Genomic DNA, 13,967 nt, shown 5'->3' with positions numbered 1-13,967 from the left:
AAAGGATTTTTGAACAAAATGTTTGAGAAAACTTTACGTACATTTTCAAAAAATTATAAACTAAAGAAATAAAAATAATTACTTTTGAATAATGGACTTTACCACAAACATAGCTTATAATATTTCCGACGATGAATTTGAAGATTTATCCAATCTTCTGGCTTCGCGATTAAACGGGAATGAAATTATATCTTTTGCCAGAGGTACTGATGGAGGGAAAGACGGTCGAAGAATTGGCTTTTCCAGGGATATTAAAAAGTGGAAAACAGCAGGAAGTAAGTTCATCATACAAGCTAAACATACGGAGAATCCAATCGCATCTTGTTCTGATAACAAATTTCATGGAAATAAAACAAGTATTATTTCTGGAGAGATTGAGAAGATAAAGCAACTAAAGGCTAAAAATGAATTAGAATATTACGTTCTGTTTACAAATAGGAAATATACTGGTAATGCCGATTCGACTATAAGAAAAGACATAAGCTCCAATGCAAAGGTTGATATTGATAATGTTGAAATAATTGGCATTGAAACAATTAACCAGTTATTGAGTTTAGACAGTAATAAAGACTTGGTTGTACGTTTTAATTTAAACAATCAGCATATTCCATTTGAGTTTTCTGATGAAGAAATAAAAGAAGTTATTGTTGCGTTTAAAACTCAACTGCCTAAAATATCTAAAGATATTGAAAAGGAAGTAAACAGCTTGAAATATGATTACACGCATATCGACAAAGACAAGAAAAACGAAAAAAATGAATTAAGTAAAGAATATTATCAGAATGAAATACTGGGTAGGTCTTTGGTCGAGTTTGATAAAATTGAGCAGTTTCTAAATAATCCAGTAAATGAGGCGTTAAAGGATAGTTATTTTGATACAGCCCATGAATTAAATCAAATTATATCAATTAAAAGAGATAATTTTAATGCGTTTGAAGAATTATTCATCCACATATACAAGTTAGTTTGTAATGGTTCGGCTGTTTTAAAAGGCTCAAAAAGACATGTAACAACTTTTCTTCATTATATGTACATTGAATGCTTAATAGGTAAAAAATGATTAAACCTGATAGACATACAAACCCTGACAACTCTGTCATAAATATTAGTGCCTATATTTTAAAGCAATTAAATTCATTTTACGATATTAGCTATGATAAATTATTAAAAAAAGTTACCGATGACTTAGGAGTTAGCGCTAAAGAAAATTACCCGTACGCTCTTAATTTTTTATACCTATTGGGAAAACTCGAATATATAGAAGAAACAGACTCTTTTAAATACAATGCAGCTAAGTAAATTATATTGTAATAAAGCAAATTTTAAAAATATTAAGTTCAACCTTAATGGCCTTAATGTAATTTATGCTGAGGTAAAATCTTCAGCTGATGAAAAAAACAACTCTCATGATTTAGGTAAAACTAAATTTGCGGAGATGATAGATTTCATGCTGCTTAAACAAATTGATAAAAACCACTTTCTTCTAAAAATTAAGAAAGATGATTATTCAATTTTTCATGAATATGTATTCTATCTGGAACTGTACTTGAACTCAGGAGAATATCTTACAATAAGAAGAAATATCGAAGCCAATACTAAAATTTCTTTTGCATTAAACAGTCAAACATCTGATGAGTTTATACCTCCTAAGAATTGGGATGTCGAAAACTATGCTCTAAAAAGGGCACGCGGTGTTTTGTCGGAATATCTTGCTATAGATTTTTTCCAAAACAAGGTTTATGATTATAGAAAATCAATTAGCTATTCATTAAGGAAGCAGGATGATTTTAAAGATGTTTATAAACTAAACAAGTTTGCAGCGGGTAAGGACATTGACTGGAAACCATTCATGTTTGATTTATTAGGTTTTAATGGAGAACTATTAACGCTTAAATATGCTAACGACACAAAAATTGAAAATATTAATTCGGTTATTGACAGTTGGAAAAGTGATTTTTCTGTTCGGGTTGAGGACAGGGATGAAATAGTTGCAGAAAAATCAATTGTAGAGACAGAATTTAAGGAAATAGAAGACCAAATTGATAGATTCAATTTCTATCAACAGGATAAAACTTTAATTGAAAAAGGGATTAATGATATTGAGAATAAAATTGGTTTGCTAAATAGCAAATCGTATCGATTAAATTATGAAATTGATAAACTTAAAACTTCAATAAGAAATAACTTTTCTTTTGATATTGAGAAAGTTAAAAAGGTATTTGAAGAAACTGCAATTTATTTTCCTGAACATCTGGAATCTGATTATAAAGGTCTTGTTTCGTTTAATAAGAAACTAACTTTAGAAAGGAACAGGCTTTTAAAAGAAACTTTAAAAAATAAAGACAAACAGTTAAAAGAAACAAATGAGCAACTAGTCCTTTCTAACAAGGAAAGGGAAAAGTTAATGCAGCACCTTGTAGATAGTGATACCTTTTCGAAATTTAAGCGTTGTCAAAAAGAACTTGTAAAAGTTGAGGGAAATCTTTTAAAGTTTGAGGAAAAACTTAAAATTATTGATAAGATTATTGAGAAAGAAAAAGATATCGAAGTTTTACGAAAAGAGATAAAATCGACCATTGAAGAGCTTAAAAGAATTCATCAAACCACAGACAAGAATAAAAAGTATAATTCCATTAGGAATAGTTTTACGAAATGCTACAAGGCAATAATGAATGAAAATGCTGTTCTTTCGTGGAAGATAAATACTAATAACAATGTAGAGTTCCTTTCTCCTAAAGTAAAATCGAAAATTAATGATAAGCTGGATACGGCTAAAGACGAGGGCAATACATACATGAAACTATTATGTGTTGCTTTTGAGCACTATCTCATAAACTGTGTAAGTTGAAAATACCGAGGGTTGCAACCCTCGGTATTTTTTTGTTTAATTTTAAAACTTTACACAGAAATGAAAAAAGAAGATTTATTAAATGATGATTTCCTTGAGCAGTTTAATTCAGGGGAAGAGCTCAACGATTTTTTGAAGCAACTCCAGAAGCGTGGTATTGAAAAGATGCTAGAAGGAGAACTTAATGACCATTTGGGGTACGATAAAAACCAGAAGTCGGATAACACCAATGCCCGTAACGGCTATTCTGAAAAGAGAGTCCGTACAACTTTGGGAGAGTCAAACATCCACGTTCCCCGAGACCGTGATGCCTCTTTTAATCCCATGATTGTTCCCAAGCGGGGGAATATGGTCGATGGGTTGGAGAACATCATCGTTTCGTTTTACGCCAAAGGAATGAGCAATAGCGATATTGAAGAACAAATCCGTGAATTGTACGGCTTTGACGTTTCCACATCAACCATCTCAAGGATTACCGATGCCGTTACCAACGATATTGTTGCCTGGCAGAATCGTCCCTTAGAAACGGTTTATTTAATTGTTTGGATGGATGGCATTGTTTTCAAGGTACGTGAGAACTCCAAGGTCATCAACAAAACCGTGTACATTGCCGTAGGGCTTCGCAGGGATGGTAAAAAAGAGGTTCTTGGCCTTTGGCTGGGCAAGAATGAGTCGGCGGCATTTTGGATGAGTGTACTTACCGACATGAAAGCCCGTGGTGTTAATGACATTTTGATTACAGCAACAGATAACCTGAATGGTTTTACCGACACCATCCGAACTGTTTTTCCCGAATCAAAAACTCAAATTTGTGTTGTACACCAAATCCGTAATGCAAGCAAGTACGTGGTTTGGAAAGACAAAAAGGCATTTACCCGTGATATGAAGCAAATCTATAATGCTCCGACAAAAGAGGCGGCCAAAGCTGCCCTAAATGATTTTGCATCGCAATGGGAGGATAAATATTCTTACGCAATTAAAAGCTGGCAGGACAATTGGGAAGACTTGACAGCTTTTTTTGAGTTTCCCCTGGAAATCAGAAAAATAATCTACACAACCAACCTGATTGAGAACCTAAACGGAAAAATCAGGAAGTACACTAAAAACAAACTTTCATTCCCTTCCGACCAAGCTGTAATGAAATCTGTATATTTGGCAACAAGAGAAGCAACTAAAAAGTGGTCGATGCCAATACGAAATTGGGGTATTGTCCTAAATCAGTTCTTAGTCATATTTGAAAAAAGGGTCCAGCTATAATAGAGCTAAACCCTCGGTATATTTTAGTTTACACACTTTATGAAACAGTGTCTGCTTTTGATTTATCAATTCTGTCAACTTACAATCCAGAATCTTATTATCGTTTTGTATATCACGACGATGTGCTCTCACAACAGGATAATGGCATTAAGACTCGTTTATTGAAATTAGTTGACGAACTGACAAAGCAACTGAATCTTCAATATATATTATCAGCAATAAAATCGGATTTACCTGTGGGTAATGATGATATGCCAATAAAATTTGATGAAAAGGATATTGTTTTGAAGATGCATGATAAAGATTCTACTGGAACACTATTTGGCTTTGAATTTTAACACATCCTAAGCTGTTCTTCTCTCGTATGGTTTATCACTAAAAACGATGAAGTCAATTTCTCATTACAATTTCAATTTCATAAATTCCAGCGATGAATATTTTTGTACATTTGCAGTACATAGACTTGATAAAGCCTCTTTCAATTTGTTGAAACGTAATCAAGTAACAGAAATGTAAAAAGGGATTCAATTTTTGAGTCCCTTTTTATCTTTATACAAACGCGCCAATGTCAAAACTCTCCAAACTATCATCTATCTTTATATCTGAATTTTGTTGCTCCAATTTAGCCAAATGCAAGTCAATTAACGAGGAAACTCTATGGCCGTTTTCATCAGAAGAAGCTGCCAGTTGCTCTACCCAGTCAGCATCCTGGTTTTCATAAAATAGCTTTCCTGATTGCATTGGTTTTTGTGGTTGTTCCGTTTCAACATCTTTTACCGCGTCCATCATCGCATCAAATGTAATGTCATTACCCAGCTGGTTCAAAACACCAAGCTCTTCCAATTCCTCCTGTAACTCATTTTCTTCCTCGTAATCCAAAGGTACTTCAATATCAAGTTTCCCATCGGGGGCGGTTTGTGGGATTGTTTTTTTCTCGCTCAATACAAACCGGCTTTCCCCAACGATATTATTTCCACGCTGAGTTATTGAATTGTTTCTTTTTTCAATAGCGGGGCAGCTTCGCTTTTGCTTATCAAATTTGACAAAGTAACGGAATAGCAAAAGCAAGACTATAATGGATAGCATTTCAAACATGACCATACTTTTTTAGTTAAAAAATATCTGTGTTCTTAGCTCTGTAGTTTTTGGTGATTTCCTCTTGAAATTCATCAAAATGGTAGCGTAATACATTATCGATATAGTTGAAAATGGTAATGTCGTCATTGCCAATTACCCGAACAATTTTTAAAATCCTTTCATGAAATTCCGGGCGGATTGCTACCAGTTTCCCTGAGCGGGCTTTACTGTCTGACTGGCGAATAAAAAGCTCGGTGTATTCAACCTCTTTTTGTTTACGTTTTCGCGGTGCCTGTTTTGGTGTTTGTGTTGTTTCCTTTTTTTGTTCAGCCACCGGTTTTTCGTTGTTAATTGTCGAAATCAAATATTCTTCGTCAATTTCATCAGAGTTGTATTTCTTTCGTACCATTCTATTGAAGTTTAATTGTTTCTAAAATTTCTTTTGCCAATACATCTATGTTGCTGCCTTTTAATAAACTCTTATGAGCAGGGAAAAGAGTTGAACGGAACACGGGCTTATGTTTTGTAGTAAGTTCGCGCCTGAAGCGTTTTGTATCGGGCACAAAGGTTTTCAGGATATTAAGCCCGAGTTCACCAATTATATCTTCATATACCTGGTACAATTCATTTTTTTCGCGACCATCCACCATATTCCAAATAAGGTGCAGACCTTTAATATTGCCTTTACCAACGCTAACAAGGTTTTCGTTAAGCAACGAAGCAAATTTTAGTGTACTTTCCAGTACAACACGGTCAGCACTTACCGGTGCAAAAATATAATCCATGCCGCCCAGGGTTTTTACCACGCCTTTACTGTTTAATGTGCCAGGTAGGTCGAAAAAAATAATATTGGGTTGTATTTGTGCTTGTTCAATAATTTCTTCTGCTTTACTAATGGCATTTTCAGGTCGGCTACTTACTACACTGTAGGCTTTACGTTTTAAAGAGGTAAATTGTTGGTAAGCCATTTGTTTGTAATAATTGTCTTTCATTACCTGTTCCATGTCCCGTTGCCGCATTTCGAAAATACTGTGCTGCGGATAATCGCAATCAATAATGGCAACTTTCAAGCCTTGCACATAATGCAGATAGCTTGACATTAAAACCGTAAAAGCAGTTTTTCCTACACCTCCTTTTTGGGTGCTAAATGCAATAAATAGTGTTTCCTTTTCCATGTCTTTAATTTTTTTGATTGTTTTATTAATTGTTCGATTGAGCGTTTTAATCTCCAATCTATTATTCTGGCAATTGCTCGTGTGTATGTGCTTTTGTTAAAATGATAAAGCGTTAAAACACTTTGTCGTTTTAATGCTTGCTTGCACAAGTGTTTTATTGTTTATTTTCTCGCGTATTTGCCTAATTGTTTTTATTAATACTCACACACTTTTTAAATTGTTTGGTTATTCAATAATTTGAATTTGCAATTATTTGTTTTCTTGATTAACCGAAAGCTTGAACAAGCAAATTCTAAAACAAAAAAACGACCTATTTACTTGTTTGGAAATCATGTGGAAGTGCTTGACTTTTAGTGACCGTCCTTGTCTGGGGAGGCAATGATTATTATTCAAAACCCGCATTATACCTTTGTTCCCAAGAAGAAATTAAAACAAAAAACATGAGTGTTAAAACGACTCTGCCCAATAGTATTTTGGTAACGCTAACAAGGTGTGCATTGGCACACGGCAAGTTGTGTTTTGAGTTACTCAAAACGTTCCGAGTAACTCGGAACCACTTGCCCCGTTGGGGAAAATCAGCACTCCGGAGTCGTGTGATTTTTAGTAGAGTTTTTGACAAAGTTTAAAGCGGTGAATACTGAGTGAAATGAGATTAGGAAAGAGAAAAAACAAACATAAAGGTGGACGAAAACCAAAGCAAGACCCGTGCAAACATCGTTATGCAATTAGCCTAAACGATAAAGACAATGCACGTTTCCTTTCGCTTTTTGAGGCATCGGGAATGGAGGTTAAGGCACATTTTATTACCGCCTGCATATTCGATAAGCCCGTTAAAGTGGTGAAAATTGATAAAGGAACAACGGATTATTACATGCGTTTAACCTCCTTTTATTCGCAGTTCCGTGCCATTGGGGTGAATTATAACCAGGTTACCAAGGCACTAAAAAACACTTTTACCGAGAAAAAGGCACTGGCATTTCTTGCCCAACTGCAAAAAGCAACCTTTCAGTTGGTTGCCATAAACCAAAAAGTAATGGACTTAACCAAAGAATTTGAAACGAAATGGTTGCAAAAATAAGCTCGGGAAGTTCCATTTATAGTGCATTGGCTTACAACCACGACAAGCTAAAAAAAGATGCAGCAAAGGTTTTATTGGTGAATAAAATGATTGAACCCGTTGATGGGAAGTATTCAATTGGCTTATGCTCCACATCGTTTGAACCGTATTTAAGCGCAAATAAACGAACTGAAAATCCTGTTATTCATATTTCGTTAAACCCCGATCCAAAGGATAAATTAAGCGACGAACAGTTTACACAATTGGCAGAGCTGTACATGAATATACTGGGCTACGGAAACCAGCCTTACATTGTTTACAAACACGAAGACATTGACCGCCATCATTTGCATATTGTTTCAGTAAAAGTTGATGAAACGGGAAAGATGATTCGTGATAATTTTCAGCACCGTTTGTCGATGCGGATTTGCCGAGAACTGGAACAAAAGTTTGGCTTAACACCTGCTAATGAAAAACAGAAAGATGGGGTGTACAACTTAAAACCTGTTGACTACAAAAAGGGAGACCTAAAACACCAAATTGCAAATGTGGTTCGCCCTGTTGCCGGTTCGTGGTATTTTCAATCGTTTAAGGAATACAAAGCATTGCATTCGTTATACAATGTTCATGTTGCTGAAGTACGTGGCGAAAAAGGCGGCAAACTGTTTCATGGAATTGTTTATGCTGCATTGGATGAAAAAGGGGAAGTTTTTGGAAATCCGATAAAGTCTTCGAAGTTTGGGAAAACTACAGGGTATGAGGTCTTACAGGTTCGCATCGAAAAATCGAAAGAACACATAAAAAACATAAAGCTAAAGGAACGCCCAAAACAAGTTATATCAGACACTTTTCAGAAAAGCAGAAACAGGAAAGACTTTGAAACAAAATTACTCAAACAAGGTATTTCAGTTCTGTTTTGGGAGAATGATGCAGGGCGTATTTACGGGGCAACTTTTATCGACCACAAGCAAAAGTTTGTGTTTAATGGCTCACGATTGGGCAAAGACTTTTCTGCTAATGTTTTTAATGAACGGTTTGGTACGCAAAAACAGCAGCAAGAAGAAACCCAGTCGCCACAATCCGATACTACAAAACATCCCGAACAAGCTAATTCAAGTTTTGAAAACCTTAGCGGATTATTGGAGATTCAGCCGCTTGGAGAAAACTACGAAGAGGAAGCCTTTATAAGAAGAATGAAACGAAAGAAAAGACGAATACAAAAATAATAAGCTATGAAAACAAACATTAAACCTTTAGTAAAATGGGCAGGAGGAAAAACAAAATTGCTGCCTCAATTAAGCGGATTATTTCCGCCTGACATTGAAGATTACGACACATTTATTGAACCATTTGTAGGCGGCGGTGCAGTTCTTTTCTATATGTTAAGAACCTATCCTAAGATTAAGAATGTGGTAATTAACGACATCAACCAAAAGCTGATGAACGTTTATTTCACGGTAAAAGAAAATCCGCTCGAAATAATTGCCGAATTACAAAAACTCCAAAACCAATATTGGGAGCTGAATGAATTAGAACAAAAAGAATTCTATCTAAAGAAACGTGATAGATTTAATTTTTGTACCAGCTCACCTTTAGAAAATGCGGTCTTATTTATATTTCTGAACAAGACTTGTTTTAACGGACTTTACCGCGAAAATAAAAAAGGACATTTTAATGTACCATTTGGCAAATACGTGAAGCCTGTAATATGTAATCGTGATACTATTATTAATCTAAGTGCTCTGTTGCAAAAAATAACTATTCTCAATAATGATTATGCAAACATAATTGGAAACCTGAAAGGAAAAACATTTATCTATTTCGACCCTCCTTATCGCCCGCTTTCAAAGACATCTGCTTTTACATCATATACTTCAGATGGGTTTGATGATACGCAACAAAAAAGACTGGCATCGTTTTGTCATTTTCTCGATTTTGACAGCAAGTGGATGTTGAGTAATTCAAGTGGAATTGGAGATAATTTTTTCCAAACACAATACAACGGTTTTAAATTTCGCCAATTAAAAGCCAGACGCTCCATTAGCGCAAATGCAAAAAGCCGAGGACAAGTTCAGGAATTACTAATCACTAATTATTAAGCTATGCAAAACGAAGACGATGTAAGGGCACTTGCCAAAATAATTGAATTAATAAGAGCCGTTAGTATCTTAATGTTATTGGTTCACTACTATTGGTTCTGTTACGAAGCCCTGGTGCAATTAAACTCAACAGTTGGCATTATCGACAAGGTACTTTTGAACTTTCAAAAATACACGGGCATATTTTCAGCACCGCTCTGGACAAAACTAATTGCTTTTGTATTGCTGGCAATTTCATGTTTAGGAATAAGGGGAGTAAAAACAGAGAAAGTTACTTGGATTAAAATCTTTGTATTTCTGATTCTAGGTCTGGCTTTGTTTTTCCTGAATGGCTTTTTGCTGAAACTTGAAAGCTCATTGCTGGTAAAAAATGTGGTTTATGTTTTGACTCTTGCAACAGGGTATGTTTTTCTGTTAAAAGCAGGATTATGGATGAGCCGTTTGCTAAATAATAATCTGATGGAAGATGTTTTTAACGACGAAAATGAGTCGTTTATGCAGGAAAACTGTTTGATGGAAAATGAATATTCGGTAAACCTGCCCACAAGGTATAAGCACAAAGGAAAAGAATATGAGGGGTGGATAAATGTCGTGAATCCGTTTCGGGCAAGTATAGTTTTGGGTACGCCTGGTAGCGGAAAATCGTATGCCATTGTAAATAACTACATCAAGCAACAAATCCATAAAGGCTTTAGCATGTATATCTACGATTTTAAGTTCGATGATTTAAGTGTAATTGCATACAACACCTTATTGAAAAACATTCACCGATACGAAGTCGCTCCCAAATTTTATGTGATAAACTTCGACGATCCCGAACGAAGCCATCGTTGCAATCCGATTGCACCGGAGTTTATGACCGATATTGCCGATGCCTATGAATCGGCATATACCATCATGCTTAACTTGAACAAAACATGGATTCAAAAGCAGGGCGACTTTTTTGTTGAATCACCAATTATCCTTTTGGCAGCTATAATCTGGTACCTCAAAATTTACCAAGGTGGGAAATATTGTACTTTTCCTCATGCCGTTGAATTTTTGAATAAAAAGTATGCTGATATTTTTACCATCCTCACTTCCTATCCTGAACTGGAAAACTATTTATCGCCTTTTATGGATGCCTGGGAGGGTGGAGCACAAGACCAGTTACAGGGCCAAATTGCCAGTGCAAAAATCCCATTGTCGCGAATGATTTCCCCACAACTTTACTGGGTAATGTCAGGCAACGATTTTTCTTTGGATATTAATAATCCGAAAGAACCAAAAATACTTTGTGTAGGTAATAATCCCGACCGTCAGAATATTTATTCAGCTGCATTGGGCTTGTATAATTCGCGAATTGTAAAACTGATAAATAAGAAAGGACAGCTAAAAAGTTCGGTAATTATAGATGAGCTTCCAACCATTTATTTTCGTGGTTTGGATAACCTTATTGCCACAGCCCGAAGTAACAAAGTGGCTGTATGCTTAGGATTTCAGGATTTCTCGCAGCTAAACCGCGATTATGGAGATAAGGAAGCCAAAGTGGTGATGAATACTGTTGGTAATATTTTTAGCGGTCAGGTGGTTGGAGAAACAGCAAAAAACCTATCGGAACGCTTTGGAAAGGTTTTGCAAAAACGCCAGTCAATGACCATAAACCGTCAGGATAAATCCACCTCAATAAATACACAAATGGATACACTAATTCCTGCTTCAAAAATAAGCAATCTAACACAGGGAACTTTTGTTGGTGCCGTCTCCGACAATTTTGATGAACGCATCGACCAGAAGATTTTCCATGCAGAGATCGTAGTGGATAACGAAAAAGTTGCTCGTGAAACAAAAAAGTACAAACCCGTTCCTGTAATTACCAATTTTACTGATGAAGATGGCAACAATAAACTTCAGGAAGAAATAGATTTTAATTACTCTCGAATAAAGACAGAAACTTCGCAGATTGTAGTGGATGAATTGGTGCGAATAAAGAATAATCCTGAGTTGGCTCATTTGATTAAAATTGATTCTTAAGTTAACAATATTCGGGAGGAGTAATGAACCAATTTCACTTTAAGTCATCATTGATTTTATCCATAAGTTTTTCTTTCATTTTGTCCAAAAAATTGGTTTGATCTCCGGCACGATATTTCATCTTGTGATACACATGGTAGTAGTCCTTAATTTCAGTATTAAATGTATTGCTCAGCCATTCCATTATTACCTTAATTCCAATATCCCCATTATTTATTCTTTTGGAGGCATATAACGCGTAACCTAATTCGATTAATTCTGCAGTGTAGCCAGTCCAATCAAAATCAATCGGAGTGGTTGGTTTTGGCGAAACAGTCCGTGAACGTTTTTCGATACTATGTTCTAATCTTTTTTCTGTTAAGTTTAATTGCAAGTCAAGCAATTCAAGGACTTTTTGTATACACTTATATTTTGGTAGTTGTTGGTCAATATAGTCTGTTTCTTTTATTAACGATTTTAACTCAACACGAATGTAACATTGTTCATTGTAGAAGTCGAATATATTATCAGGGTCTTTACTTTCGAGAAATAGGGCTTTTACAAAGTCATCATAATATTCCTCTATTTTTTTCATATCGGCCTCCGATTCTGAAGAGTGCTTCAGAACCTGAAAAAATCTCATGTCGGAGAGTTTTCTCATGCAGCCGTCGGGTTTTAGTTTTATTTATATAATTATAAATCACTTATAAAAAGGGATTTCGTTTAAAATATAGATGCTTGACTGTTTTGATAATTGGGTTAAGAATCGGAATCACAACCATTAATCGACAGCAGAATCACAAATTAAGAAACCGAAAGTCGCACAATATTTATACCACTCTTTGTGATTATTGTCCCAAATGGAAACTTTCTAAAAGAAAAATACAGTTTTAAACTTTCGTTTTTATTAACCAACAAATTACTGAATATCTTGGACAATACACATTAAAAACCAGATCAATTTTTTATGCTTTAAGACAAATACTACAGTCATAAAGTCAAACACTTCCACTTTCATAGAAAATAGTTTCATCGCTAATACATTCGCTTTTAAATCATTAAAAGAAATGTATCATGAAACAAGACACCAAAGAACAGGATGTATTACTGGTTAAAGAGAAAAACGAAGCAAAACTAAAAGCCGTAACAGGTTTTGATGAAAACGGTAAACTAAAAACCGAAGCACCTAAACAAGCCAATTCTGCCAGTTTCTTAAAAATCAACAGGCATGGAAATCCCTTGGAAAACTTCTTTACCAATTTCAACCGTCAGTATAAAAATCCAACCGACTTTCAATTTTTTCGAGTGCCTGCAACTCTGGTTGCAAAAACAGCTGCGGTACTGGATAGAATGCTAAAAGAACCTGATACTCCTTCGAACAAAGAGATGCTGGGAAAGCATGAGGTAAAACCTGAGGACTTTGCCAAAACACAATCACAAACCTCAAAAGAAAAACCAAACCTAATTGATGAAAGCAAAGTAGATTGGAAGCAACTGGAAATGTTGGGTGTGTCAAAAGGCTTTCTGAAAAACACCAAGAACCTGGAGCCCATGCTTAACTTCCAGAAGTCGCCGGGCTTAATTCCAATTACCATTAAAACCGATAATCTGAATATCCGTACCGATGCACGTTTGGCTTTTCGTCAGGATGCCGATGGTAATTTTAAGCTGGCAGTTCATGCTGTACGTAATAAACCCGAAATCGACCGTCCTTACTTTGGCGTTACTTTAAGTGATGAGGATAAACAAAACCTCTTAAAAACAGGAACTGTTGGTCGTGTTATCCAACCGCAGTACAAAGAGGGTGAAATCACCCCTGTTTTCCTTTCAATAGATAAGCTAACCAATGAACTGGTGGCTGCACGGGCAGATAAAATAAAAATACCTGATGAAATAAAAGGTGTTAAGCTTAACGAAAATCAAAAGCAGGAACTGGCTGATGGACGTTCCATTTATGTGGAGGGAATGACTGCCCGAAGTGGAAAAAAATTTAATGCCCATTTGCAGGTTGATGCCGATAAACGTGGAATTGGTTTCCGTTTCGATAATCAACAGCAGCAAAACCAAAACGAACAAAAACAGGTTCGTATTCCCAATTCTCTACTTGGTAAGGAACTTACCGAAGAGCAACAACAAAAGCTGGAAAAACGGGAAACCATTTACGTTACTGGAATGAAAGACAAAAAAGGTGAAGAGTTTAATGCCTACATAAAAATCAACGACGAAAAAGGCAAGCTCGACTTTTACAAGTGGAATCCCGACAAAGCCCAAACAAAAGGTGCTGAAGTTACTCCCGACAACAACAGCAAAACTCAGGTTGCCGTGAACTCGGAGGGAAAATCCAATGAAGCCACCAAAGATGTAAAAGAGCCTTTGAAAAAGGGACAGGAACAGCCATCCGAAAAACAACAAGCTACAAAACGAATCCGGGCAAAAACACATTCAATGTAATTCGTTACAAT

14 protein-coding genes are annotated in these 13,967 nt (G+C 35.6%); 10 read left to right on the top strand and 4 right to left on the bottom strand.

Annotation, left to right across the window (positions count from 1 at the left end; all coding sequences use genetic code 11):
• Window positions 1-91: 91 nt before the first annotated feature.
• Genes BUB08_RS02775 through BUB08_RS02755 form a run of 5 tightly spaced genes read left to right on the top strand, consistent with a single transcriptional unit; the run spans window position 92 to window position 4,443 of the window.
• A complete protein-coding gene (locus BUB08_RS02775) occupies window positions 92-1,060 on the top strand; it encodes an ABC-three component system protein (protein ID WP_072998659.1) in 969 nt (322 codons plus the stop codon).
• Window positions 1,057-1,299 carry an ABC-three component system middle component 8 gene (locus BUB08_RS02770; protein WP_072998657.1) on the top strand — a complete coding sequence of 81 codons (243 nt, stop codon included), beginning with the start codon at window positions 1,057-1,059 and terminating at the stop codon, window positions 1,297-1,299. Before BUB08_RS02775 ends, BUB08_RS02770 begins: the two co-directional genes overlap by 4 nt.
• Window positions 1,286-2,848 (top strand): hypothetical protein, encoded by a 1,563-nt coding sequence (locus BUB08_RS02765; RefSeq protein WP_072998656.1) that lies wholly within the window; start codon window positions 1,286-1,288, stop codon window positions 2,846-2,848. Before BUB08_RS02770 ends, BUB08_RS02765 begins: the two co-directional genes overlap by 14 nt.
• Before the next feature lie 60 nt (window positions 2,849-2,908).
• On the top strand, window positions 2,909-4,105 hold the full coding sequence (locus tag BUB08_RS02760) for an IS256 family transposase (protein ID WP_072998654.1): 1,197 nt from the start codon (window positions 2,909-2,911) through the stop codon (window positions 4,103-4,105).
• Window positions 4,106-4,152: 47 nt separating this feature from the next.
• A complete protein-coding gene (locus BUB08_RS02755) occupies window positions 4,153-4,443 on the top strand; it encodes a DUF2326 domain-containing protein (RefSeq protein ID WP_072998652.1) in 291 nt (96 codons plus the stop codon).
• Window positions 4,444-4,654: 211 nt separating this feature from the next.
• On the opposite strand, the gene BUB08_RS02750 is transcribed toward BUB08_RS02755, so the two are convergent.
• The 3 genes from BUB08_RS02750 to BUB08_RS02740 are packed head-to-tail and all read right to left on the bottom strand — an operon-like array spanning window position 4,655 to window position 6,357.
• Complete coding sequence (locus tag BUB08_RS02750; RefSeq protein WP_139249592.1) at window positions 4,655-5,200, bottom strand: hypothetical protein; 546 nt, start codon at window positions 5,198-5,200, stop codon at window positions 4,655-4,657.
• A 16-nt stretch (window positions 5,201-5,216) separates the two neighbouring features.
• The gene (locus tag BUB08_RS02745) at window positions 5,217-5,591 is read right to left on the bottom strand and encodes a DUF3408 domain-containing protein (RefSeq protein ID WP_072998648.1); all 375 of its coding nucleotides are present in this window, start codon (window positions 5,589-5,591) and stop codon (window positions 5,217-5,219) included.
• 1 nt (window position 5,592) lies between these two features.
• Window positions 5,593-6,357 (bottom strand): ParA family protein, encoded by a 765-nt coding sequence (locus BUB08_RS02740; protein ID WP_072998915.1) that lies wholly within the window; start codon window positions 6,355-6,357, stop codon window positions 5,593-5,595.
• 646 nt (window positions 6,358-7,003) lie between these two features.
• Between BUB08_RS02740 and mobA the strand changes: the two genes are divergently transcribed.
• The 4 genes from mobA to mobC are packed head-to-tail and all read left to right on the top strand — an operon-like array spanning window position 7,004 to window position 11,526.
• Window positions 7,004-7,435, top strand: a complete 432-nt coding sequence (mobA, locus tag BUB08_RS02735; protein ID WP_072998646.1) for a conjugal transfer protein MobA — start codon at window positions 7,004-7,006, stop codon at window positions 7,433-7,435.
• Window positions 7,420-8,640, top strand: coding sequence for a conjugal transfer protein MobB (gene mobB, locus BUB08_RS02730; RefSeq protein WP_072998645.1), 1,221 nt, complete (start codon window positions 7,420-7,422; stop codon window positions 8,638-8,640). The genes mobA and mobB overlap by 16 nt, the downstream gene beginning before the upstream one ends.
• Before the next feature lie 6 nt (window positions 8,641-8,646).
• Window positions 8,647-9,513: a DNA adenine methylase gene (locus BUB08_RS02725; RefSeq protein ID WP_072998643.1), complete on the top strand. Its 867-nt coding sequence runs from the start codon at window positions 8,647-8,649 to the stop codon at window positions 9,511-9,513.
• Window positions 9,514-9,516: 3 nt separating this feature from the next.
• Window positions 9,517-11,526, top strand: a complete 2,010-nt coding sequence (gene mobC, locus BUB08_RS02720; RefSeq protein WP_072998641.1) for a conjugal transfer protein MobC — start codon at window positions 9,517-9,519, stop codon at window positions 11,524-11,526.
• Between the two features lie 34 nt (window positions 11,527-11,560).
• On the opposite strand, the gene BUB08_RS02715 is transcribed toward mobC, so the two are convergent.
• The gene (locus BUB08_RS02715; protein ID WP_083570530.1) at window positions 11,561-12,166 is read right to left on the bottom strand and encodes an RteC domain-containing protein; all 606 of its coding nucleotides are present in this window, start codon (window positions 12,164-12,166) and stop codon (window positions 11,561-11,563) included.
• Between the two features lie 413 nt (window positions 12,167-12,579).
• Between BUB08_RS02715 and BUB08_RS02710 the strand changes: the two genes are divergently transcribed.
• Entirely contained in the window at window positions 12,580-13,956 is a 1,377-nt protein-coding gene (locus BUB08_RS02710; RefSeq protein WP_072998639.1) for a DUF3945 domain-containing protein, read from the top strand.
• The last annotated feature ends 11 nt before the right edge of the window (window positions 13,957-13,967 follow it).

The sequence above is a fragment of the Mariniphaga anaerophila genome, from assembly GCF_900129025.1.
In the GTDB taxonomy this organism is placed as follows: domain Bacteria; phylum Bacteroidota; class Bacteroidia; order Bacteroidales; family Prolixibacteraceae; genus Mariniphaga; species Mariniphaga anaerophila.
Note: the sequence above shows the minus strand (reverse complement) of the source record. Positions and strands in the feature narration are given on the sequence as shown.